This is a genomic window from Borborobacter arsenicus, from assembly GCF_003934165.1.
GTDB classification, from domain to species: Bacteria; Pseudomonadota; Alphaproteobacteria; order Rhizobiales; family Rhizobiaceae; genus Pseudaminobacter; species Pseudaminobacter arsenicus.
This window is the reverse complement of sequence record NZ_ML133513.1, coordinates 1-22,966: the sequence shown is the minus strand read 5'-3', so window position 1 is coordinate 22,966 and position 22,966 is coordinate 1. Positions and strand designations below refer to the sequence as shown.

At 59.6% G+C, this 22,966-nt stretch carries 20 protein-coding genes and 8 pseudogenes; 13 read left to right on the top strand and 15 right to left on the bottom strand.

The window, feature by feature from the left end; translation table 11 throughout:
• The first annotated feature begins 83 nt into the window (after positions 1 to 83).
• Positions 84 to 844 (top strand): IS5 family transposase gene (locus EET67_RS06455; protein WP_128625403.1). Its coding sequence is split into 2 segments (ribosomal slippage): positions 84 to 399 and positions 399 to 844, totalling 762 coding nucleotides; the frame shifts between segments, so codons are not numbered across the junction.
• 413 nt (positions 845 to 1,257) lie between these two features.
• On the opposite strand, the gene EET67_RS06450 is transcribed toward EET67_RS06455, so the two are convergent.
• Positions 1,258 to 2,418 (bottom strand): IS110 family RNA-guided transposase, encoded by a 1,161-nt coding sequence (locus EET67_RS06450; protein ID WP_128625402.1) that lies wholly within the window; start codon positions 2,416 to 2,418, stop codon positions 1,258 to 1,260.
• Positions 2,378 to 2,653: a universal stress protein gene (locus EET67_RS06445; protein WP_128625401.1), complete on the bottom strand. Its 276-nt coding sequence runs from the start codon at positions 2,651 to 2,653 to the stop codon at positions 2,378 to 2,380. Before EET67_RS06445 ends, EET67_RS06450 begins: the two co-directional genes overlap by 41 nt.
• A gap of 1,228 nt (positions 2,654 to 3,881) precedes the next feature.
• Between EET67_RS06445 and EET67_RS06435 the strand changes: the two genes are divergently transcribed.
• Positions 3,882 to 4,475, top strand: a complete 594-nt coding sequence (locus EET67_RS06435; protein WP_128625400.1) for an NAD(P)H-dependent oxidoreductase — start codon at positions 3,882 to 3,884, stop codon at positions 4,473 to 4,475.
• A gap of 49 nt (positions 4,476 to 4,524) precedes the next feature.
• On the opposite strand, the pseudogene EET67_RS06430 reads toward EET67_RS06435, so the two are convergent.
• Both EET67_RS06430 and EET67_RS06425 read right to left on the bottom strand, forming a co-directional pair.
• Positions 4,525 to 4,737: pseudogene (locus tag EET67_RS06430) on the bottom strand (BON domain-containing protein); the annotation flags it as partial.
• 131 nt (positions 4,738 to 4,868) lie between these two features.
• Entirely contained in the window at positions 4,869 to 7,421 is a 2,553-nt protein-coding gene (locus tag EET67_RS06425; protein WP_128625399.1) for a cation-translocating P-type ATPase, read from the bottom strand.
• Between the two features lie 357 nt (positions 7,422 to 7,778).
• Between EET67_RS06425 and EET67_RS25575 the strand changes: the two genes are divergently transcribed.
• A complete protein-coding gene (locus EET67_RS25575) occupies positions 7,779 to 7,952 on the top strand; it encodes a hypothetical protein (protein ID WP_165899807.1) in 174 nt (57 codons plus the stop codon).
• 266 nt (positions 7,953 to 8,218) lie between these two features.
• Here the strand turns inward: EET67_RS25575 and EET67_RS06415 are convergent, their stop codons facing one another.
• The 7 genes from EET67_RS06415 to EET67_RS06385 all read right to left on the bottom strand — a co-directional run bounded on the left by EET67_RS06415 (position 8,219) and on the right by EET67_RS06385 (position 13,625).
• The gene (locus tag EET67_RS06415) at positions 8,219 to 8,863 is read right to left on the bottom strand and encodes a helix-turn-helix domain-containing protein (RefSeq protein WP_425359511.1); all 645 of its coding nucleotides are present in this window, start codon (positions 8,861 to 8,863) and stop codon (positions 8,219 to 8,221) included.
• Positions 8,864 to 8,963: 100 nt separating this feature from the next.
• Positions 8,964 to 9,320 (bottom strand): response regulator transcription factor, encoded by a 357-nt coding sequence (locus EET67_RS06410; RefSeq protein ID WP_128625397.1) that lies wholly within the window; start codon positions 9,318 to 9,320, stop codon positions 8,964 to 8,966.
• A 151-nt stretch (positions 9,321 to 9,471) separates the two neighbouring features.
• Complete coding sequence (gene fixJ, locus EET67_RS06405) at positions 9,472 to 10,086, bottom strand: response regulator FixJ (RefSeq protein WP_165899812.1); 615 nt, start codon at positions 10,084 to 10,086, stop codon at positions 9,472 to 9,474.
• On the bottom strand, positions 10,079 to 11,590 hold the full coding sequence (locus EET67_RS06400) for a PAS domain-containing sensor histidine kinase (RefSeq protein ID WP_128625395.1): 1,512 nt from the start codon (positions 11,588 to 11,590) through the stop codon (positions 10,079 to 10,081). Before EET67_RS06400 ends, fixJ begins: the two co-directional genes overlap by 8 nt.
• Before the next feature lie 272 nt (positions 11,591 to 11,862).
• Entirely contained in the window at positions 11,863 to 12,537 is a 675-nt protein-coding gene (locus tag EET67_RS06395; RefSeq protein WP_128625394.1) for a phosphoribosyltransferase, read from the bottom strand.
• Positions 12,538 to 12,541: 4 nt separating this feature from the next.
• Positions 12,542 to 12,970 carry a DUF2267 domain-containing protein gene (locus EET67_RS06390; protein ID WP_128625393.1) on the bottom strand — a complete coding sequence of 143 codons (429 nt, stop codon included), beginning with the start codon at positions 12,968 to 12,970 and terminating at the stop codon, positions 12,542 to 12,544.
• Between the two features lie 133 nt (positions 12,971 to 13,103).
• Positions 13,104 to 13,625 (bottom strand): Hsp20/alpha crystallin family protein, encoded by a 522-nt coding sequence (locus EET67_RS06385; protein ID WP_128625392.1) that lies wholly within the window; start codon positions 13,623 to 13,625, stop codon positions 13,104 to 13,106.
• Positions 13,626 to 14,113: 488 nt separating this feature from the next.
• Between EET67_RS06385 and EET67_RS06380 the strand changes: the two are divergent.
• From EET67_RS06380 to EET67_RS26005, 6 genes and pseudogenes are all read left to right on the top strand, one after another.
• Positions 14,114 to 14,716 (top strand): annotated as a pseudogene (locus tag EET67_RS06380) (transposase); the annotation flags it as partial.
• A gap of 271 nt (positions 14,717 to 14,987) precedes the next feature.
• Positions 14,988 to 15,440, top strand: a complete 453-nt coding sequence (locus EET67_RS06375) for a pyridoxamine 5'-phosphate oxidase family protein (protein ID WP_128625391.1) — start codon at positions 14,988 to 14,990, stop codon at positions 15,438 to 15,440.
• 89 nt (positions 15,441 to 15,529) lie between these two features.
• Positions 15,530 to 16,366, top strand: a complete 837-nt coding sequence (locus EET67_RS06370; protein WP_128625390.1) for a universal stress protein — start codon at positions 15,530 to 15,532, stop codon at positions 16,364 to 16,366.
• Between the two features lie 258 nt (positions 16,367 to 16,624).
• A complete protein-coding gene (locus EET67_RS06365) occupies positions 16,625 to 17,260 on the top strand; it encodes a nitroreductase family protein (RefSeq protein ID WP_128625389.1) in 636 nt (211 codons plus the stop codon).
• 99 nt (positions 17,261 to 17,359) lie between these two features.
• A pseudogene (locus tag EET67_RS26010) lies at positions 17,360 to 18,141 on the top strand (MgtC/SapB family protein); the annotation flags it as partial.
• A gap of 1 nt (position 18,142) precedes the next feature.
• Positions 18,143 to 18,575, top strand: a pseudogene (locus EET67_RS26005) (DUF4010 domain-containing protein); the annotation flags it as partial.
• Between the two features lie 377 nt (positions 18,576 to 18,952).
• Here the strand turns inward: EET67_RS26005 and EET67_RS06355 are convergent.
• A pseudogene (locus EET67_RS06355) lies at positions 18,953 to 19,489 on the bottom strand (integrase core domain-containing protein); the annotation flags it as partial.
• Between EET67_RS06355 and EET67_RS26000 the strand changes: the two are divergent.
• A pseudogene (locus tag EET67_RS26000) lies at positions 19,483 to 19,767 on the top strand (calcium/proton exchanger); the annotation flags it as partial. The pseudogenes EET67_RS06355 and EET67_RS26000 overlap by 7 nt on opposite strands.
• A gap of 180 nt (positions 19,768 to 19,947) precedes the next feature.
• A pseudogene (locus EET67_RS26485) lies at positions 19,948 to 20,493 on the top strand (DUF4010 domain-containing protein); the annotation flags it as partial.
• A 64-nt stretch (positions 20,494 to 20,557) separates the two neighbouring features.
• Here EET67_RS26485 and EET67_RS06340 read toward each other — a convergent pair.
• On the bottom strand, positions 20,558 to 21,304 hold the full coding sequence (locus EET67_RS06340; RefSeq protein WP_128625388.1) for a pentapeptide repeat-containing protein: 747 nt from the start codon (positions 21,302 to 21,304) through the stop codon (positions 20,558 to 20,560).
• 175 nt (positions 21,305 to 21,479) lie between these two features.
• Between EET67_RS06340 and EET67_RS06335 the strand changes: the two are divergent.
• A pseudogene (locus tag EET67_RS06335) lies at positions 21,480 to 22,003 on the top strand (transposase); the annotation flags it as partial.
• A gap of 3 nt (positions 22,004 to 22,006) precedes the next feature.
• Here the strand turns inward: EET67_RS06335 and EET67_RS06330 are convergent.
• Entirely contained in the window at positions 22,007 to 22,315 is a 309-nt protein-coding gene (locus tag EET67_RS06330; protein ID WP_165899805.1) for a hypothetical protein, read from the bottom strand.
• 210 nt (positions 22,316 to 22,525) lie between these two features.
• Between EET67_RS06330 and EET67_RS06325 the strand changes: the two genes are divergently transcribed.
• Positions 22,526 to 22,843: a hypothetical protein gene (locus tag EET67_RS06325; RefSeq protein ID WP_128625386.1), complete on the top strand. Its 318-nt coding sequence runs from the start codon at positions 22,526 to 22,528 to the stop codon at positions 22,841 to 22,843.
• 29 nt (positions 22,844 to 22,872) lie between these two features.
• Here the strand turns inward: EET67_RS06325 and EET67_RS06320 are convergent.
• Positions 22,873 to 22,966: transposase domain-containing protein (locus tag EET67_RS06320; protein WP_133308878.1), on the bottom strand; the 94-nt coding region annotated here is incomplete at its 5' end.

Below are 22,966 nucleotides of genomic sequence, written 5' to 3'. Positions count from 1 at the left end.
GATAACACTAGGCCGTAAACTCATAAAATTGCTTGGTGTTTGATCGACCTGATGATTCAAGGCTTCTGAAAAAGGAGTCTTGGATGACGCGTCGCCGCTACGAACTCACAGACCGGGAATGGGCGATCATATCGCCGCTGCTTCCGAACAAGCCTCGCGGCGTGCCGCGCGTCGATGACCGGCGGGTTCTGAACGGTATCCTTTGGCGGTTCCGGACCGGCTCGCCATGGGCGGAGATCCCCGAACGCTACGGGCCTGCGACGACCTGCTACAACCGCTTCGTGCGATGGAGAAAGGCGGGCGTCTGGGACCGGCTTCTCGACGCGGTTTCCAAGGCTTATGACGGCGATATCGTCATGATCGACTCCTCCTGTGTCCGTGTCCACCAGCATGCGGCCACGGGAAAAAGGGGGATGGAAACGATGGTGGCATGGGACGTTCCCGCGGCGGTCTCACCAGCAAGATCCACGCGCTTGTCGATGCCGAAGGCCGCCCCGTCAGCCTGCGCCTAAGCGCCGGTCAGCTCGCCGATTGCAAGGAAGCCGAAACCCTGATCGAGGTCCTCGGCGAGGGCGACATCCTGCTTGCCGACAAGGGCTACGACACCGATGCGATCCGCGCCAAGGCTGCAGCACGGAAGGCCTGGGCCAACATTCCACCGAAAGCCAACCGCAAGGGCACCTTCTCCTTCTCGGCCTGGCTCTATCGCCAGCGCAACCTCGTCGAGCGGTTCTTCAATCGCATCAAACACTTTCGCGGCATCGCAACCCGCTATGACAAGGACCCGGAAAACTATCTCGCCGCCGTCAAGCTCGTTGCGACCAGGATCTGGTGCCTGCCGTAATGAGTCTACGGCCTAGCAAGTCGCGATGCAGCTACGATTGCGCGCAGGGCACCATTAGCGCCGGGATGACAAGGTGATCGCCCGGACGCTGTCGTGATCGTTCCGGATCCCGCTGGATCAGCCCGCCCGCTCTCCAAGAGTACTCAACATGGTTCACAGCATGTTGAGCCCGATTGCGCACCGGCCTGGGAATAGGTGGTAATGCCGCTTGGGTCGTCGTCGGCCGCGCCCGTGATCAGGCCTGGCCCCGGTTATCAAACAGCGCAGCTCGGTGCAGTCGATGAAACACCGGCTTCACCGAAATGCCGGATTGTGGCGGACGATCACCATGGTCTTTACGCAACGGCTCGTCGACCCGAATCCGCCGGGATTGATCGGATCCCGGTAGATTTCAGAAAGTGAGGTGTAAGTCGTCAAGCCGTTTTCATAATGGCACCCTCGATGACGACCCCAGAGGTTGTGTATTTCCAAAGCGCCACGAGCAACTTGCGTGCCAGCGCGGTAACGGCTGACTTTTTCATCCGGCCGCCACTATGTTCAACTCGCGCCTTGAACCACTGGGCCAGTGTCGAGTTGGGCTGATGTCGCAGCCAGAGCCAGGACATCTGGATCAGCGCTGTGCGCAGTCTTGGGTTGCCTGCTTTCGAGACGCCCTGTTCTCGATCGATTGAACCGCTCTGCCAAGGTGTCGGCGCCAGTCCTGCAAAAGCGGCAACCTGGCGGCGGTTATTGAACTGTCGGAAAAAACATTCTGACCACAAAATATTGGCGAACTCCGCGCCAATCCCCTTGATCTCCAGCAGCATTGTAACAGGTGACGGCTTCTCCTCTGTGGTCTGTGCCGCGATAAGCGCATCGCGCTCATCTTCAACCACCCTGATTTGTTCGAGCACCAGCTCCAAACGATCCAGTTCCCGGAGGATCTGTGCTTTCATATGCGCAGGCAGTCGGTGCCCGTCGCCGGTCTGCAATTCTTCAAGCCGTTGCCGCCGATCCTTGCGGATCGGCTCATAATCGGTGATGCCCTGTGAGAACAGAAGACATTTGATGCGATTGACATGCGCGACACGTTCGACCGTAAGCGTCTTGCGCTCCCGGCCGATCCGCCGTCTGTCCTCTTCCTTTGCTGACGGAACCCGCACCATCGAGCAAATTCTCGGCTCGCCCCTCTTATAGGCCATAAGAACCCGGAGGAGTGCCTCGCCATCGACGCGATCCGTCTTTACGCGGCGGTGACGGCGTGGTGTCGCGATAGACGCCGGATCGACCACATGACTTTCGATCCCGTTGTCCTGAAGCGTTCGATGAATCCAGAATCCGTCCAGGCCCGCCTCCTGTATAGAGATGATCTGCCAACTATGTCCGGTCCTGGTGCGGCTTCTTTCCCGCAACTTCGAAAGCAGATCGAATAAGCCTGCCATGTTTCCAGCGGCCACTGAATGCGTTGACATCTTCTCGCCATTTCCTGGCGACAGCGATGTGATCAGCCAAGTGGATTGGCTGAGTTCAATCGAAATGAAGATTGCTGCAAGATTAGTATGGATGGCGGTCGCAGGACTTTCGATCTTGAACATCGGGACCTCGGAATAAGTGGTTGGTGGAACGGCCACTCATTCTGCAAAAACGCCGGCCGTCATCTAGGCCCCATGGAATCTTGACAGTTGGATCAGACGCTATCGAATGCAACGGCACCGTGACGGTCAGCACTGTTACCTTCGCCTTTACGGCCGCAGCGAGAGCTGCGCCATGGGCGACGGCCTTCTCCGATCGTTCGAAGCCGTCAGTCGGGATTAAAATGTGCTTGTACATAACGGAACCGCCGTGTCCGACAGTCGGAGCGGCATCATCAACCCCGTAGCACTAGGGTTGATTGTGAGGTCGCCTACAGGCGACCCGCCAATTGGTTAATCGTTTCGGTGTCGACTACATCCCAGAAGCGCTTCCGGAGCTTGTTCCGCTCCGAAAGGGCAACGTCGCGGCTCGTCCAGAAACGCGTCCACTCAACGTAACGCTTGCCGCGGCCAGGGTCTGTGACGCAACAGTTCCACGTTTCAACACGATCTGGCGGCGGGGTATCGCCCACCACCCACCCCTCTGGTGTCAGATGACAGGTCGCATTTTTGAGATTGGTCGCCATGTTGTCACACGTTCGGCTATCCATCAATGGGCGACCATAGCGCGGGGGAAACTGCCCGCGTTGACGTAGATCAACTTCCTCGATTGTGGGCGAACAGCGCGCGCATGTGCAGGACGTTCCGGACGGCCGTTTGCCCTGGATCAAAGAGGAGGGCGTTGTGTCTCGGAACTTGTTGAGCGCCTCATCGCCGGCCCGATGTCGTCGAACGCAGCCGACAGCTGCGCGAACCGCATAGCGCCAGCGTCGGTTAGCGAAACGCTTTGCGTTGTGCGGTTCAGCAGGCGGATGCCAATCAGCGAGTTCGGTCGCTTAATTGATGAACCTCATTCAATATTTGTCACGAGAACAATCACGTCCCGGTTCACACGCCCAACCTCGAGTCCGCCAAGCGCTTCTATGTCGAGAAGCTCGACTTCCTGTCGTCGCGGGATGGGATCATGCAGACCAGAAGCTCCCTTATCTCGCGCCGCCAACCGACGATCATTTCTTAGTAGAGGTGCCGGGCGGCGGCGACTCCAAGCCGCAAGACATGCGCCGACAGCCTGCCGGTTACCACCATTTCTGCCTCAACGCGGCAAGCGTCGACGCGACCGTGCAAAACCCTTCTGGAGGAGCCGGCCGAGCGGCCTGCTTTCCTGGCTGACGCTAGCCGTCACCGTTTTCGCCGTCGCAGTCCCCTATCTGCCGGGCGCAGATTGGTTCGGTTTTGTGCCCCTGCCAATGCCGGTCATGGCCGGGCTGATCGCGATCACCTTCGCCTATCTCGCTGCGTCGGAAGCGACGAAGCGCTTTTTCTTCGCACAGGAACTCCGCCGCGCCAGACACCACCATCCTTGACTGAGGTCAAAGCATCCAAGTGAAGGCTGTCTAACGTGTGTCGAGGAAAGTGGAGAATTTTGCATGCCACGCCGCATTCTCGTCATTGTCGGTCATCCCGACAGCAATCCGAAACGCCTGTGTCGGGCACTCGCTGCGAGCTATGTTGAGGGAGCACGCTCGGCCGGACATGAGGTTCACCAGATCGAAATCGCAAGGCTCGACATTCCCTTGCTGTGCTCAATGGAGGAGTTCCAGCACGGAATGATCCCACCCGACTTGCGGGATGCTGCCGAGGCGATCAAATGGGCGGAGCACATCGTCTTCGTCTTCCCGCTGTGGCTGGGCATGATGCCGGCTATGCTCAAGGCATTCCTTGAGCAGGTGATGCGCCCGGGTCTGGCGTTTGCCTATCCAGATACGGGCAAGGACGGCTTCGCTAAAACGCTGCTGAAGGGCCGCTCGGCGCGTATCGTGGTGACGATGGGCATGCCGGCCCCGGTCTACCGGCTCTGGTATCTCGGCCATGGCGTTGCCGGCATGCGCCGCAATATCCTCAATTTCGTCGGCATCAACCCTGTGCGGGAAACCCTGTTCGGACTGGTGGAGGGCGTCAGCGACACCAAGCGAAAGAAATGGATTGCAACCGTGCGTTCCCTCGGAGAACGGGCCAGCTGAACGCCATGTCAGGGCACGAGCACGGCAGCGCCGCCAAGGCGCCCGACGGAAAGGGGCGAACCTCGATTTCCTGCGCGATGCCTTTGACACCTTTCACCCTGCGCACGACATTCTCGACGGTCACCTTTTGGGCGTAGGTAGGGACGTGCCCGGTCAAGGTGGCGATGCCATTTTCCACCGCCACGCCGATGTCGGCCGCATCGATACTCGGCTCGAATTCAAGCTCGTCGATAATGTATTGTCTCAACGTGATGTCGCTCATGCTCGCTTACCTCGCTGCTCGACTCCGCCCGCCTGTAGATAACATCCACGGGACAGGTGTGCTGGTCCTTGATCCGGGTCAAATCAGATAGGAACCGAGGCCCCTGACCGATTCTGGTGAGGTGCCGGATTCTATGAACGCAGGCGCTCGCTCCACACAGGCTTGAGCAACTCAAGCATGACGAGTGCGATCAACCCGGTCACGACAGCCAAGGTTACGTTGTCCCACTGTAAGGGCGCGAAACGGAACAGCGCGCTCAGCGAGGGAATGGACAGACTCAGCGTCATGATCGCGGCGACTGCGAGCACGATCCAGGCCAGCATGGGATTGGGGCTGCGGAAAGCGGTGATCAACGAGGCGCTGAAGGATCGGTTGATCAGAATCAGACTGACGATTGAAACCACCAGGGACAAGAAGGCGACTGCGCGCGCTTCGTCTTCTGGCATGCCAATCTGCAGCGTCGACACGAAGATGCCGGCGACGAGCACGAGGACCAGCGTGCCCTGCAGCAGGCTCCATCCGATCAAAGCCGGCGAAAACAGCCGATCGTTCGGAGGCCGTGGATGTCGGTCCATCACGTCCTTTTCTTCCGTTTCAGCCTCGAAAGCCAACGAGCAGACCGGGTCGATGATCATCTCCAGAAAGGCGATGTGGATCGGGGTGAAGATAATGGGCAGCCCGAAAATCAGACGTAGCAGCGCCAACCCGGCAATAGGCACGTGGACGGCAAAGATGAAGCCCATCGCTTTGCGGAGATTGTCGTAGATGCGCCTGCCCAAACGGACTGCTTTCACGATGGAGCCGAAGTCATCGTCGAGAAGCACGAGGGACGAGGCTTCCCGCGCGACGTCTGTGCCGCGGCCACCCATGGCAATGCCGATATTGGCTGCCTTCAGCGATGGCGCGTCGTTGACGCCGTCTCCGGTCATCGCGACGATATGGCCGTCGGCCTTGAGCGCCTGAACGATGCGCAGTTTCTGCTCAGGCATGGTCCTTGCAAATGTGCTCGTGTTGCGCAGGAGGCGCATCAATCCGGCATCGTCGATGGATTCGAGGTCACGCCCCGTAAGCACTTCCTCGGCGTCGAGCCCAGCCTGACGAGCGATGGCGATGGCGGTCGCCGGGTAGTCGCCAGTGACCATGAGAATTCGGATGCCGGCCGAACGGCATTGGCGCACCGCTGCGGGGACGCTGGGGCGCACGGGGTCGGCAAGGCCGACGAGGCCGAGGAACTCGAAGCTTAAATCCCGCGGAGACTCTGGCAGGGCGGCTTTCGGACAGCTGACTTTTGCCACGCCCAGGACCCGCAACCCATCAGCCGCCATGGTCTCAACCGCTTCCTTCACGCCAGACACCTCTTTTGGTCCGAGGCGGCAGAGTTCGGCGATGGTCTCGGGCGCTCCCTTGGCAGCGCCGAAGACGTTGGAGTTCCCATCGGCAAGTGCCCACACGTTTGTCACTGCGAGAAGCTCCGGCCGGAGCCCATAGGTGCGCACCAGTTTCCAGTGCGGCGACAAAGACGCTCCTGCCATGCGATCGCGCGCAAGATTGTGAAAAGCCTTCTCCATCGGGTCGAAGGGCTCTGGCTCGCTCGCCAAAAGGCCATATTTGACCATTTCGCGGAACTCGTCCGCCAAAGGTTCGTGCGGTTTCTCCCGCGCGTGCAGGGCACGCCCGCGCCTGGTACGCAGCACGGCAACCGACATGCGGTTTTCGGTCAGCGTGCCGGTCTTGTCCGTGCACAACACTGTCGCTGATCCGAGTGTCTCGATTGCTGTAGCCCGGCGGGTAAGGACGCGCGCTTGGGAGATCCGCCAAGCTCCCATCGCCATGAAGACAGCCAGCACCAGCGGGAATTCCTCAGGCAGCATCGACATGCCGATAGTGATTCCAGCCAGGAAAGCGTCCAGCCATCCGCCGCGGAGCAGTCCGTAAAGCACTACCGCCAAGGTGCTGACGATGCCGCCCGCGGCGGCCGAGAGCCATACCAAGCGGCGCGTCTGGGCGAGAAGCCGTGGCGGCTCGGTTTCAAGCTGGTGGAGCGACTGGCCTATCCTCCCGATCTCGCTGCGCGGGCCGGTCGCGATCACCTCTCCGAGACCGCTGCCGCTGACCACCAGCGAGCCGGCGTAAACGTAGGGCAGATCATCACCGCCTGGACGGGCCCCTGCCGTATGGGTTGCGTCGGCAACAATCTTGCGCACAGGCATCGATTCTCCCGTGAGCAGCGATTCGTCGGCCAGAAGATTGCGGCTTTCCAGCAGGCGGGCATCAGCGGGTACGCGGTCCCCTTCGCCCAGCAGGATAATGTCTCCGCGCGCGACTTCACGCCCGGCGATACGTTTCTTCACTCCCTCGCGGATGACCAAGGCCCGCGGACTGGTCAAGTCGCGCAACGCCTCGAGGACGCGCTCGGTTCGCGCCTCCTGCACCAGCGTTATCGTCACGGACATGCCGGCGAACACGATCAGAATAAGGGCCTCTTTCAGGTCGCCGAGCACGAGATAGACCGCGCCGCCAGCCAGCAAGAGGGTGAGCATCGGCTCCCGCAGGACATCGATTGCAATATCCAGAGGCGTTCGATGGCCCGAACGGGGCAACTCGTTGAAGCCTTCCGATCTCAGCCGCTCATCGGCTTCTGCGTCGTCGAGGCCGGGCAATTCAGAACTGAGAGCTCTCGCCATAGCTTTCGGTACCCCAATTGCGCGTTTTCGGCATTGATCGGCCGCAAAGGCGCGGCTTCTTGAGCATGCGAGCGGCATCGGGCGAGGAGGTCGCAACTCCTGGATCGGGCGATGGGTCACCCATGGCTGGCAAAGCGGCGTTTTCGACAGGTCTACGGTTGATGGCATCAGGGCCAAAACTCGTATCCACGGTCACTCGCCTTGAGAAGGCTGGCGGCCGATGCTATTTTTCGAGCGTCGGTCCTTTCGCAAGGCGTATAGATCTCCTACAGCACGCACCGACAGGAACCCATCGGGGTGTCCACCGCCCTGCATTGGATAGGAACGACGAATGGCGTTCACCCTAGAGCTTGAAGTATGGACAAGCTGATCGCGCGTCTGAATATCGAGCATTTTCAAGAGCGTCTGGCCGAAGAGAAAGACGAGGCGACGCGCCGGGTTCTGATGAAATTGCTTGCAGACGAGGAAGAAAAACTCAGACGAATTCTGCGCAGGGAGGCCTTGAAGGAGCCTGAGAACAAGGAGGCATAGCTTCAGACAAGATCACGTGGCGGCACCGTTCCAATCACGCCAGTGCGTTGGTGAGACCTCGATCTTGTCACTCGTGTTCGCACGCACCCAGCCTTCTGACATGCGCCGACAGGGGAAAACGAGTGCATGTATGCCGTCGCGGTTGATGACGGCCAGTTCCAGGTCCGCGCCGTGGGGGGCGGTGGTTATCGGCTGCCAATTCTGCTGTCGGGTAAACATGGAGGATAGGGGCGCAACAGGTTCGCGAGGAGTCAGATCCATGATTGTTAATCGATCATGTGCTGTAAGGCCTGCCATTTCATCACCTCCACGGTGCGCAGGCCTGTCAGTCTGATGACACCCTGCTGCCTGAGCCTGGAGAAGACCCGGGATACGGTCTCGATGGTCAGTCCGAGATAGTCCGCGATATCCATCCGCGACATCGGCAATTCAATGTTGCCCAGGTCATCTTGGCGCTCGGACATTTCCGTCAGGAACGCAGCCACACGCTCCATGGCATTTTGACGCCCCAGCACCAGAAGATGCTCCTGCGCTCTTACGAGGCTCTGGAGAGCCATCGACAGCAATTCGCCGGAAAGTTCATTTTGACGGGACGATGTGCGCAGCACGCGAATGTTCGTGGCGCAAATCGCTTCCGCAAAGAAGTGATGTATGGCATCAGCCTCAAACCCGAACACCTCGCCAGCAAAATGAAAGGCCGAAATCTGGCGGCGGCCGTCGGCAAGCAAGCGATACACACGCACGGCCCCAAACTCGATCTTGTAGTGACTGTCGCTTCTTTCACCTTGAGCATAAATCTCGGCCCCAGCCGGAAAAAAGCCAACCGCTTGCAAGCTGCCCAGTGTTGAGGGTGCTGTTGAGCGAACGATCCGTGGATCGCGGGAGTAAGCTGAAGTTCGGGACGTCTCAATCAGTGCCATGACGATCTCCCAATGCCATTGAGGCATTTTGGCTCAAACGGGCGCGGCCTGGAATCCGGTGACAACCGTAGAGGAATCTACGTAGCGGCTCTTACTCGAGGTCGGTGATTGCATTCCGCACCGCCGCGATGAGCGGCGCGCCCAGATACGGCTTCATCAAGGGCGTTATGGCAGGTAGCTCCGGTGCTTTGCGGAACTGGTCCACAAGCAGGATGACGGGCTTCGCGAACCGGCTGAACTGCTCCTGGACTTGATCCCAATCGCTGACGGCATCGTCGTCGATGACGGCACACGCAGCTTTATGAACGTAAGCGGACACAAAGGCGTCTTCTGCATACCTAAAGGCATGCACGCTGTAGTCGTCGCTTTCCAATGCGAACACTAACGAATGTCTGAAGCTCGCATCCGGCGCGGCGACCAGGATGAATTTCGTGCCACGCAGAACCATTCGCTCATTTTCCTGCATGCCGACGCCAGCATCCGCCGATCGGTGGTGGGAGGCATTGCGCAGGATCAAACGGGAACCAATCGCGAGGAGAAATCGATGTCAGGCGATGATCGAAGTGCGATCACAAGCGTTATCAGAGCTCGCTATGGCTTTATTCGGCAAGACCCAGGGCAATCGCCATGCGGACGAGCTCAGGCAGGCTGCGGGCCCGCATCTTCGACATGATGTTGGCGCGATGGACTTCCACAGTCCGCGGGCTGATGTCGAGGTCGTAGGCGATCGTCTTGTTGGGGAGCCCGGCGACGATGGCGTGCAGGACCTGTCGCTCCCTATCCGACAGCCCGCTGAGCCGGGGCCGCAACGCTGCAATGTCCTCGCCTGACCCGGCAATCTTGTGCAGTCTCTCCGCGGCCCGTGTGATCGAGCTGATCAGGACTTCGTCTTCGAACGGCTTCTCGATGAAATCGACCGCACCCGCCTTCATAGCTGCCACCGCCATCGGGACGTCTCCGTGACCGGTGATGACAACCGCCGGCACCAACGCACCCATTTCGTTAAGCTTCTCCAGCAGTTCAACCCCATTCATATCCGGCATCCTCAGGTCAGTAACCAGACACGCCTTGCTGACGGCTGATGGTGCGACAGCAAGAAAGCTCGTCGCGCTGTCATGGACGCGTACTGTGAAACCGGTTGCGGTCAGTAGAAATGCAAGCGACCTGCGTACCTCTTCCTCGTCGTCCACGATGTGAACAGTGTAATTATCGATCTGCATTGTCTGCCTCCCTTGGGACGACAGGCAGAGAAATGCGGAAAGTCGCTCCGCCTTCGCTGTTGCGGTTTGCCGATATGCTGCCGCCGTGGGCTTTTACGATGCGCCTGGAGATCGAGAGGCCGATGCCCATGCCATTGGCCTTGCTGGTGACGAACGGCTCAAACAGGCGGGCCGCGATTTCGTCTGGAATCCCTGATCCCGTATCGGCAATCTCAATTATGACATGGCTGTCGCCGTCGCTGCTCGTCCGCACGGTCAACTCGCGGCGGTCGCCATCGCGCATGGCATCCATGGCGTTGCGGATCAGATTGATGATGACCTGCTGAATCTGGACCCTATCGACCAGCACGTCTTCCGTATCGGCAGCAAATCTGAATATCGACCGCACGCCTTGCTCGCGTGAGCCAATGAGAGCCAGTGCCCCGGCCTCTTCGATGAGCTTGCGGATATTTACCAGCGACCTCTCGCTGTCCTCTCGCGTGACGAACTCGCGCAGATGCCGGATGATGCCGCCCGCACGCAGAGATTGCCGGGCCGTTTCCTCAAGCGCCTTTCTCATCTGATCGGATGAGGCCCCGGTCGGCCGGTCCAAAAGCCGCACGCAACCTTGCGTATAATTAGCGATTGCTGCCAGTGGCTGATTGAGTTCGTGAGCCAGCATGGACGCCATCTCCCCAAGCTCGCTCAGGCGAGCGAGCCTTGCCAGTTCGTTCTGAACCCCTTGAAGACGCTCCTCGGACTGTTGGCGCTCAGTGAGGTCGCGGATGAACCCGGTAAAGAAGGTTCGACCCCCGGACCGCATTTCGCCGACTGCGAGTTTCATTGGAAATGTCGAACCATCCTTCCTTCGGCCCACGACAACGCGATCAATGCCGATTATTCGTTTCTCTCCGGTGGTTAGGTATCGGTTCAGATAACCCTCATGCTCGCTATGGTATGGTTCGGGCATCAATATATTTACATTGGATCCGCTGACTTCCCCTTCCGTGTATCCGAATAGCCGAACCGCGACCGCGCTGAAGGATGTGATTAGCCCCTGCTCGTCAATCACCACTGTCGCGTCGGGAACGGTGTCGAGGATCGAACGCAAATGCGCCTCGCTGGCCCTCAAAATATCTTCTGTTTTGTCGAGGGCTCGGCGCGCTTGGTGCAGCATCTCGCCCATCCAGGCGATCACCAGGCTGACGAGAGTGAAAACCGCGACCTGCAGCCAAAACGTAGGATCGGTGCCGACAAGATAGAAGGCGCTCGCCAGCGCGAGGATGAACGCGAACAATCCCGGACCGATGCCGCCTGTAATCGCCGCTGCGAGGACGGCGGGAACGAAAAGAATGAAGACGGCGGCATTTCCGAGGGAACCCTGCAGTGGAAACCTGATGAGAAAGGCGATGGCAACCGCCGCTGCCGCCAGGAGATAGCCAATCCACCCTTCAAAGCGGCGCGAGAGGACCGCGTGAAGAAAGCGCCCTTTTAGTCCAGGCATCTCTTGGGCTGGCATAGCCTCTCCCGTCCAGATCGTAGCAGACAGGTCTGCCACGTCGCCAGCAATTGCGAACCGCAATGTATGCCCGCTCCGCAAGGCCACGACGTTGTTGGCCATCAAGGATATATCTGAAGAGGTGTGAATAAAAGTTGGTAGAGTGCCGCAAATTTGTCGAGTTACGAAGCGATGGACTGAAAGCCTAGCTCCAAAACCGTCTACTTCGTTCTCGCCTTGTCCCGGCTTGGGAACTTCCAGTGGCTGGCATCCCGCGATGTCATCCAGGTTCCTTATAGCGACCCGGGGGTCGGCGAAGATCCCTTCGCTCTGCGTTGCGGAGGTGGAAGCATTGCGATCATCGTTTCATCGGTGAGCTGGGGAAAGTCCCGGTAATGGTATGTCAGCGCGAAAAAGCGGGCAGGCTGGCTCAGACAGACGACCCGGTCCGCCTCGCAAGCCAGTTCCTCGATGGTCTCAGGCGGCGCGACAGGAAGAGCTACGACGATCTCCCGGGGCGATCGCCGCTGCAGGGCGCGGATCGCCACCTTCATCGTGGTCCCCGTGGCCGCACCGTCGTCGACGAGGAGGGCTGTCTTGCCGGCGATCGGAACAAGCGGTCGCCCTGCCCGGTATACGCGCCGCCGGCGCTCCAGTTCAGGACGCGCGCGAGCAACAAGATCGCGCAGCGCGGCATCATCGAGCTCGTAAGCTTCCACGATCTCACGATTGAGAACGACATCCGGAGGGTCGCCGTCGACGATGGCCGCGACCGCCAGTTCCGGGTTTCCCGGCGCACCGACCTTGCGCACAATGACCAGGTCGAGCGGAGCCTTCAATGCCCTGGCGATCTCGGCAGCGACTGGCACGCCGCCGCGTGGCAGCGCCAGCACGACGGGATCGGCAAGGCCGAGCTTCTCCAGTTCGCCCGCCAGCTTGCGCCCCGCATCCTGCCGGTCACGGAACATTGCGTCAGTCCGCCGGCCACAGATCGCGCAGCGTCTTCTTCATCGAGTTCCTGACATCTTCGATCTCGCCGGGGGAGACATGGCGATCAAGCAGCCGGAAGACGGCCGTCACGGCCGCATCGGGGTCGTTCAGCAGGTCGTCGGAGAAGGCTTCCTGGATGCGCGCGATGAACTCTTCCTTGCTGCGATCCCAAACCGGCGTTTCCAGCGGCTTCCAGCCCTCGAAATAGATGCCGCGGATGAGGGCGGGAAGCTGCGCCGACAGGTCGGCCATCTCTTGCTGCGGCAGCCAGTCCCGGAGCGCCTGCAGGACGCAACGCAAGAGGTGATACGAGCGCCGCTCATCCCAGTTCAGGCCGCCGGCGAGTTCGTTGACCCACTGCTGCGCCTGTTGCGCTGCATGCGTGAAATTGGGAATCGATGTGCCAACCATGCGATTTCTCCATGGCTCTGGATCGTTACCGATCCGATTGGAAACAGGGCCCCTCGCAGGAACTCCGAAAGAAAGCACTCGCGACGAAAGCTCATGGCACCAGCGCGTCATACGCCTCGATGCCATGAGTTGCTCACGCCGACTTGACCGAGATCTTCTTTTCCGCATTCTTCGCCTCGGCACTCTTGGGCAGGTTCACCGTCAGCACGCCTTTGGTGAAGGTCGCCTCGATCTTGTCGACATCAATGCCTTCCGGAAGCTGGAAGCTCCTCTGGAACAAGCCGTAGCGCCGCTCGGACAGGTAATAGTCCTTCTGCTTTTCTTCCTTCTCTTCGCTCTTCTCCCCCTTGATAGTCAGCGTGTGGTTGGAAAGCTTGATCTCGATGTTTTTTTCATCGATGCCGGGAAGCTCGGCGGTGATCTCGTAGCCGGTGTCCTTCTCGACCAGGTCCACGGCTGGCGCGAGCTGCCACTGTGCGCGGATGCGAGGCGCTTCGAGGCCGAATACTCTCGACGGTAGGCGCCAGCTGAATGGGCGGAAGTCATCGAACAGACGGTCCACCTCCCGGCGGAGGCTCTCGAACGGTGTCCACTCTGCGGCCTCGGTCGGGGACGGAGATTTCTCGATAGGAAGTTTGGTTGTGGCTTCGGCCATGGCTGATCTCCTTGCGTTTGACGTTTCTGCAGAACGCCGTGGCTCCCCCCTCTTACGCCTCTGAGCTACCCCAGAGGAACTCAAAGCCGGAGGACGGCGGACCGCCTGCCGGACGTCATTGCCAATCTCGGTTCATCGCAACGCCGATAGTGCTTTCGAACGTCTCGTTCGCGCCGCTTCACCTGGTCTGTCTGATCCGACAAGGACTTCAGCAAACCCCTTCCGCCAATTCGTCTCATTGATGAGGATCAAATCCCACAAAAAACGTTGCGGCGAGCCAGCTCAAAGATGCTCGCTCGCAAAATCGGTGCAGGAGGCCGATGGTATCGAGGGCCCGCGGTCAGATGGCCCAAGCAGCCGATCGCCCCTACACAGGGATCGTCACCGTAGTACTGAAGGATGGAAGCATCGTTGTCGTCAATGTGACCTGCCACTGAGTTTATCCTCCACTTAGAGTTAGAGTCCGACCTCGACTGAAGGACCGACAGATGAAGCGGAAGCGATTTACGGAAGAACAGATCATCACGGTTTTGCGGGAGCACGAGGCGGGCGCGAAGGCGGCCGATCTGGCCCGCAAGCACGGGGTCAGCGAGGCGACCCTTTATAACTGGAAGGCGAAGTATGGCGGGATGGACGTATCGGATGCCAAACGCCTGAAGGCGCTGGAAGACGAGAATGCGAAGCTGAAGAAGCTGCTCGCCGACCAGATGCTGGAAGCCTCGGCGCTGCGCGAGCTTCTGTCAAAAAATGTATGGTCCGCCGCCAAGCGCGAAGCCGTCGCGCATCTGCAGGCCGCGATGGGCCTGTCGGAGCGTCGGGCCTGTTCCTTCGTCAATGCCGATCGCAAGATGATCCGCTACCAGTCCTGGCGTCCGCCAGAGACCGAACTGCGCGGCCGGCTACGCGACCTTGCCAATGAGCGCCGGCGCTTCGGCTATCGGCGGTTGTTCATCCTGCTGCGGCGGGAGGGTGAGCCATCTGGAATCAACCGCATCTATCGGCTCTACCGGGAGGAAGGCCTCACGGTTCGCAAGCGCCGGGCACGACGGCGAGCGGTAGGCACACGCGCGCCGATCCTGGTCGAGGCTCGGCGCGCGTGTGCCCGGCAGGGGGATGCGCCAGTCCCCGAGAGCTGTCGTCGATCCGCATGAAGATGCCGTGCTTGCCGCCGCCTTCAAAGCTCGCGACATCGTATGCATTGTAAGCGGCAAGGTAAGGCCGTTGAAGCGCTTCCGGTGGGATGTCGTCGATGCCGAGAGACCTTGCAGGATGCTCCTCTCTCGGCGGCTGAATTGATGCCGATCAACGCGGCACGTTCCCGAAGGAGCCAGTTATCTCACGTAGGTTATGGAGGTCGAGCAAATGCGCATCCGTTCGCTGAGCACGCTCGAATGCACTGAGGTGTTGAACCTGAACCGCCTTGGACGCTTAGGGTGCGCCAAGGACGGGCGTCCTTATGTCGTGCCATTCTATTTCGCCCATGACGACAATTATCTCTACGCCTTTTCCATGGTTGGCAAGAAAATCGAGTGGATGAGGCTCAATCCGCGAGTGTCAGTCCTCGTCGAGGAGCATGTGCAAGGACGGGAATGGAAAAGCGTCATTGTCGACGGACGTTACGAAGAGCTGCCGGACCGGATCGGCCACATACGCGAAAGGGATCATGCCTGGTCGCTGCTCAGCCGGCATTTCGACTGGTGGGAACCTGGATCCCTCAAGCTAGTGACCCCGCCCCTTTCTGATCATTCCGATCACGTGTTCTTCCGTATCTGGATAGAACAGTTGTCTGGGCGTGAAATCAAGGAAGATGAGTAGACAGGCTTGGGTACCGATTTGATGCAACTCAAAGACTGCATCGGCGTATGTGTTAGTAAGAATACTCAACCGCAGCATGGGGTAGGCCAATGACGATCAAGACAGTGCTCACCGTGACAAGCCCCGACCTCGGGGAGGCCGACCTGAAATTGGCGGCCACGCTTTGCGAGGAAATCGAGGCACATCTTGCCGTGTTGATCGTCGCTCTTGCCGCACCGCCGCCGATAGGCGAATACGCGGCCGTAGTGTCAGATATTTGGCTTCAAGAACGGCAAGCCGATCTTGCGAAGCTCAAGGAGCGTAGCGATGCAGTATCAACGTGGCTAGCCTCAAGCCGCGTCTCAACCGACATCTCGAGCGAATATCAGGAAATCACGTGGTCTGACGAAGCGATCGGCCGACGCGCACGCTATGCCGACATCACTTTGCTCGGACCTGACATGCTGTCCCATGACACGCTGAAGGAAAAGGTGGTCGAAGGCGCGCTATTCCATTCGGGAAAGCCGCTGCTGCTGATTCCGGACGGCGCTACCGCGACGCTGAAGCCCAAGCGGATCATGGTCGCCTGGGATTCCCGCGTCGAGGCGTCCCAAGCCGTCGCGCAGTCGCTGGACTTGCTGACCGTCGCCGAAGAAGTTCGACTGGTGCTCGTCGATCCGACTGAGGGCGAGGACGCTCATGGCGCCGAACCGGGCGCGGATATGGCGACCTTCCTGGCTCGCCATGGCGTCAAGGTCACGGTCGATCGCTTGCCCAGCCAAGGCAAAGCGGTTGCATCGGTCCTTCGCCAGCACGCTGCTGACATGGCCGCCGAACTCCTGGTCATGGGCGCATACGGCCACTCCAGGCTGCGGCAGAAAATCTTTGGCGGTGTCACCAGTTCAATGCTCGGTGAGCCACCAATCCCGATCTTGATGGCACGCTGAAATACCCGATCTCTTTGATCACTAGCCAAAGCACATGTGATGCGGAAGTATTCCGGTCGGCCGGGTCGACCAGCGATCCAGCCGCACGTTTTCCCCTGTCCCTGCTTGCGGTCGCCCGCACCGGATAGATCGTCACGCTAGTTTGAACACGCGGTTATCGTCTCATCGTTTCGGCAGTCGCCGAGATTGATGCGTGTCAATGACATCGGTGCCGGCCGTCAGAAAATGTCCTCCTGAGCCGAAATTGAAAGATGTTCAATGCAAGGTTTAACGAGACGACTGTTCCTGGCCTCCGCTACTCTTGCTAGCGGGTTGGTTTCTCGTGCCAGCCTTGCCGGTGGCTCTGGGCTGCCTCCGGCCGCGACGACTGCAGACGGAAGCCTGATCGACGCCTTGTCGCGCCGACGTTCGACGCGGCTCTATTCCGACCAGTCGATCGATGCCGCGACGCTCTCGACGTTGCTATGGTTCGGCATCAATCGTCCGGAGAGCGCCGGACATACTGCTTCCTCCTGGCATACCTCGATGGAAGCGGACATTTATGTCGCCGACGTTGGTGGGGTCGGAAAATTTGACCCTGCCACTCATCGGCTTCTGCCCGTATTGGCTGAAGACATCCGCGGCAAGGCAAGCTTGCAGCCCTTTGTCGGGACCGCACCACTGGTGCTCGTCAATATCGCTGATAGGGCGCGCAATGAGGAGCAAATCCAGGCGGCGCACGTGGACGCGGCGATCATCCCAGAGAACGTCTATCTCAACTGCGCGTCCGTCGGACTCGGCACCTGTCTCGTTGGAGGCGCCGACAAGGCCGGTCTGACGCAAATCCTGAAGCTCCCGGATTCTCAGATGGTCACCTTCTCGCAACCGGTCGGCTATCTGAAACAGGCGGCCTGAGCCCAGCCCTTATTCAAATTGTGGACACTTAGAGTCAGGAATTATTGATCAGAGCCAGAAGATGACGACGGCAGCGATGTAGATTGCGGAGAAGAAGGTATGGGCCGGCGAGTTCCGACGGCCTGTAGTTGCGCCATGGACACGCTACTCGCCCGACTTGGACTAGCACTGGCTATCGGCCTGCTGGTCGGCGTCGAGCGTGGATGGCGTGAGCGCGACTCGCCTGATAGAAGTCGAACGGCGGGCATCCGGACCTATGGGATTTCCGGCCTGCTAGGCGGTATTTTCGCGGCACTCGCCGATACCTTCCACGCGCCGGCTGTGCTCGTTGCAGGTTTCCTGGGGTTCGCGGCCATCCTCGCCTTCTACAAGGCGCGCGAGGCAGCTCATGACGAGGATTTCAGTGTCACTGGCGTGGTCGCGGGGCTCTGCGTATTCGCCCTCGGCGCGATGGCAGTCGTGGGCGACTTCCAAGCTGCGGCTGGAGCTGGGGCGGCCGTCGCCGCCCTGCTCGCCAGCCGAGAAGTCCTCCATAAGCTGCTGACGCGGCTGTCGTGGCTCGAGCTGCGCTCGGCCCTAAGCCTTTCGGTAATGACGGTGATCGTATTGCCACTTTTACCTAACCGAGCCCTCGACCCTTGGGGTGGGCTCAACCCTTGGGAGATATGGTTCTTCACGGTCCTGACCGCAGCGATCTCATTTTTGGGATACATCGCCGTGCGCCTGTTCGGCGCTACGCGCGGCCTTATGGTCAGCGCCCTGACGGGAGCTGTGATCTCGTCGACTGCAGTCACAGTCTCGCTTGCTCGCAATGCGAAATCGGGCGAGAATCCATTTTCACTTGCAGGCGCGGCTGCGCTTGCTGCGATGGTCTCAGTCGTNTTTCGGCTTCGGATCTTGCGGAGCGGTGCTGCTGCACCGGCATGGTGGTGATGGCGATGTTGTCCCACCCGCGCGAAGCCCTTTCGACCTCGGTCCGCTGCTGGTCTTCGCCATTCTTTTCGCGATCGTGGCGACGGCGAGCGCGGTTATAGCTACTTATGTCGGAGTACAGGGCTTGTTGGCAACCTCGGCGATTTCCGGCGCGGTCGATGTCGACGTCGCGGTGCTGAGCGCGCTGAGATTGGTGGGAACCTCCACAACCGCGGCGATGGCTGCGGACGCGGTGCTCATCGCCCTTGCAGCCAATGCGCTGTCACGGCTCGTCATTGCGGCTGCCTCTGGAAAAGTGCGCTTCTGGATGCCGCTAGTCGTCGCCACAGGAATTGCCGCCGGCCTCTCGGCGTTTGTCTTCTCCTTGGCCCCAGGCTTCTAACATCCGTGTCATGGGCAAATCGCGGGTGGGGTCCTCCCCGACAGCACGCCGAATAGCGATAGGGAGCAGTTCGTTGTAGTCAGATTACTTCGGCCTCGTAATTAACTGATAACTTCAATCGTACCTGCAGGGCCAAGTTGTTGGAATGGATAAGCGCCTCGGCCGGTTGAATGGCATTTCGCACCTTTTGTCGCTCATCCCAACCTTCCTCAAGACGTAGTCAGGCGTATCCAGATAAATGCTACTGAGTGTTTTTGTTTTGGGAGCACTGCTTGCAAGGTTCAACACTTTCAAACGGATCTCAAGCTCCCTCAAACTCGTTTCATCGAGCGCGAACTTCAATTCGATTTCGCTCATGGTGACCTGCCACTGAACTTTCATCCAGCGGCGGTTAGAGCCTCGGCCGTTTCTGTTACGCCGCAGGGCGCGGGTCGAGCAACCGGTGGAGACGCGAAGCCCTTATCGAGCGAAGCGCCGAAGACGGTTGCGGTGAGAGTTCCGGCGAAAGCCACCGGGGTCTGGTAGCCGAGCGAGGAATGTGGCCTCGCATTGTTGAAATCCTCCCTCCATTCGGCGATGGCGCTTCGGGCGTGGTCGAGGCCGAAAAACAGGCTTTCGTTCAAAAGCTCGTCGCGAATCCTGCCGTTGAAGGATTCGACATAGCCATTCTGCATCGGCTTGCCCGGCGCGATGTAGTGCCACTCGACGCGATGATCCTTCGACCAGGCGAGGATCGCGTTCGAGGTGAACTCGGTGCCGTGGTCGGAAACGATCATGTCCGGCTTGCCGCGACGACCGATCAGATCGGTTAGCTCACGTGCCACCCGACGACCGGAGATCGAAGTGTCCGGGATCGCGGCCAGACACTCCCGGGTCACGTCATCGACGATGTTCAGCACACGAAAGCGCCGCCCGCAACCGGCTCGACCTCAGCGTCAGCATCGCGCTCGGAAGCGCCTCGCAGATAGCGCTGTTCGTCGCGCCGCTGCTCGTCATCCTCAGCTATTTCATCGGCCCCGCCCCGATGAGCCTGCAGTTCTGGCCGGGTGCGATCGGGACGATGCTGGTCGCCACGCTGGCTGCAACGCTGATGGCCAGTGGCGGACGCTCCGCATAGTTCGTCGGCATGATGATCCTGATGGTCTACGCCATCTTCGCCATGATGCTTTTCCCTCTGCCGCCCGCCGCATGACAAGCCACGCGTCATACGGAACAAGCGTGAGCGCCACGGCCGAGAAAAGCGTGCCCCGCAGAATCCTCGATCCGCTGGATCGCGCCAGCGAAATCCTTTTCGGGCTGATCATGGTGCTGACCTTCGAGCCGGGAGGATGTCCGCACCCGTGCTGATCGGCGCTTTAGGCTGCAATCTCGCATGGGGGATAGTCGACGCCGTGACGTACCTGATGGGGTGCAGGGCGAGCGACGGATCGGGGCCACAGAACTTGCCGCGATCCGCAATGAGAATGACCCGGTCCTGGGACGTGCGCTCGTTGCGGATCCAGCTGCCGCCGGTAGTTCTTCCGGCGTTTGGCGGTGCTTCCCTTCATCCAGCCGCGCGCAGCAGGGCCATGACCATCGGTCAGGTCGGGAATTTCCCTTCCCGCCTTCAGTCGCACGCGTCATCGTCATCGTTGCGGTCGTGCAGCCTGGTGTCCTTGCCGTTATGGGGCCGGCGGCGCTCGCAGCAGCTTTCGGCTTCGGATCTTGCGGAGCGGTGCTGCTGCACCGGCATGGTGGTGATGGCGATGTTGTCCCACCCGCGCGAAGCCCTTTCGACCTCGGTCCGCTGCTGGTCTTCGCCATTCTTTTCGCGATCGTGGCGACGGCGCACGCGGTTATAGCTACTTATGTCGGAGTACAGGGCTTGTTGGCAACCTCGGCGATTTCCGGCGCGGTCGATGTCGACGTCGCGGTGCTGAGCGCGCTGAGATTGGTGGGAACCTCCACAACCGCGGCGATGGCTGCGGACGCGGTGCTTAGCTTCAATCGAACCTGCAGGGCCAAGTTGTTGGAATGGATAATCCAGACGGCAGCTTCGTCGCAACATCGCCGCAAGCGGCATCGATTTGCGGTTGCTGCAGACCCCTTGCGTCCGAGAGGTCCAGTCCCTCAATCCTGGTCAGGAATAGGAAAGCGCGGTCGAATTCTATTGGGCCTTTGATAATTGCGCTGCTGAAATCGGCGCGTGAAAGATTGGCGAACGAAAATCGGGTGTTCCTCAACACAGCTTCGTCAAAATTGGCGCGCCCGAGTTCGGTCTTTTCGAAATTGGCCCCGGTTAAGCGCGCCCGACTAAAGTCAACGCGCTGTAGTTCTGCACTTGCAAACGAAGCACCTTCCGCTGAGACCTCCGCAAAGTTGGCCCGGTACGCTTCAACCCGGGCGAAGTTGGCCATGACGACATTTGCGCCGGTGAACCAGGCGCGCACCAGGGTCGCCTTTTCGAGATTCGCTGACTTGAGATTGGCATCTCGAAGATCAGTAAAACTAAAATCGGTGCTAAAAAGGTTGGCACTTTCTAGGTTGCTGCCATCGAGCATGAGACGGCTCTTATTGCAATGGCTCCAGTCCAACCCAGCCACTGGCGAACTCTTGCAATGCACGGCCTCCGCCCAGCCCGCAAAAATCAGGGTAAAAAAGGCAAGGCCAAACGCTAGGGTAAGCGTTACTGGAACCGAAACTTTGCGAGCTGCGGCAGACACCGAGCCGACAGGGCAACTTCGCAGCATGAGGCTAACTCCAAATGCTTTCAGCCTGCTGTTGGAAGAATTTAGAATAGAGCATTCCCACCGCCATGGGTTGACTCAGATCAACGGTCGATACCCACTGGATGGGAACCCCCTGACAGGGGACTGTCAGGAATTTCGTGCGTGAGGCCATGATTGATGGAAGGAGAATCATCACATGGCCATTGAGAAGGAACTGCTGGATCGGTGCTTGCGGGACGCGATCCGAACGAGGACTTCGCCAAGAACGGCCTCGTTGACGATCTGAAGAAGGCGCTTTCGGAGCGCATTCTGAACGCCGAGCTGGATGAGCATCTGCATGATGAGCGCGAGGCTGACGGCCCCGCCAACCGGCGCAACGGCGTTTCGAAGACGTTGGTGCTGATCGGCACCTCGAAGATGGCGCTTTCGATCCCGCGTGATCGGGCCGGCACCTTCCATCCAAAACGGATCGCCAAATACCAGCGCCGCTTCCCGAAGTTCGACGAAAAGATCATCTCCTTGTATGCGCGCGGCATGACGGTGCGCGAGATCCGCGGCCACCTGGAAGAGCTCCATGGCATCGACGTGTCGCCCGACCTGATCTCGGCCGTGACTGATGCGGTGCTTGAGGAGGCCGGCGAATGGCAGAACAGGCCGCTCGACGCGCTCTACCCACTGGTCTTCTTCGACACCATCCGGGACGTGATTGTGACTGAAGGTCCGTCAAAATATGACTAGCCGCTCCGGACCAATATATTCCATTTTCAGGCCCTCAGCGCGCGCGTTATGGACCAGGAGATTCACGCCAGCCAAATCGGTTCGAATATAGCGGCCAGTGTTCTCGAACAGAAATGGATCCGTCCTCTTTTGTGTCCACTCGTAAGCGCCTCTGGACACGATCTCGACCATCCAGCCTATGCGCTGGGAATATCTCACACGAAAGTCTGGCGGCGTATCTGCTTCAATTCGAAGCTCTCCCGGCTGCAACCGATCCCTGGGTTTTTGCTGTTCCTTCATAGCCACGTCATCCACTTGCTGTGCTCCGCCCGAAGCTCAAATCACTAAGGTAACTCGTTTGGGCCGTAATTGATCTTCATCAATGACTGCTTTTCGGGCCTGCAACGCCTCGCCGCCAAATAAGATGCAGGTGCCGGCCGGAAACCACTGAGCTATGCAAGCCTGTCGATTCACTGCCGCGGGTGCATGCCGGACTAGCCGTGGCTAGTGCATGGATACAACCTCTTGGCCGCGCTCGCGATTTTTGGCGCTGAATGCATGATGGTGCTGCTGGGGTGGCGGCCAACCAGGCCCTCATTCCGTGGTCGGCCATCCAGGGACCGCCTAGCTCGCACCACGCTGTGGAGGGGCCAGGAGATTCTGCAGGTGCTGGCGAAAAAGCTCGGTGACGCCCGCGCGGTTCAGATGATCCGTATCGGCGTAGAAACGTGGCTCGGCGATCGCATCCGAAAGGTCGGTAAAATCGGCGCGTTGACTGGCGGCGAGTGTTCGCAGAGCAGCATCGAACTAGGCTTGGCCCGCTTCCGAGGTGCTTCGCATTAGATCAAGCGTAAGCGGGTAGCCGCGGCCGTTCAGGCTTTGAAGTTCCAGGGCATGAGATCGTCGATCCGGGAGATCGGCCAGCCCTGGGCAATGCGCTCGAGGGTCTGGGCGAGCCAGGCGTGT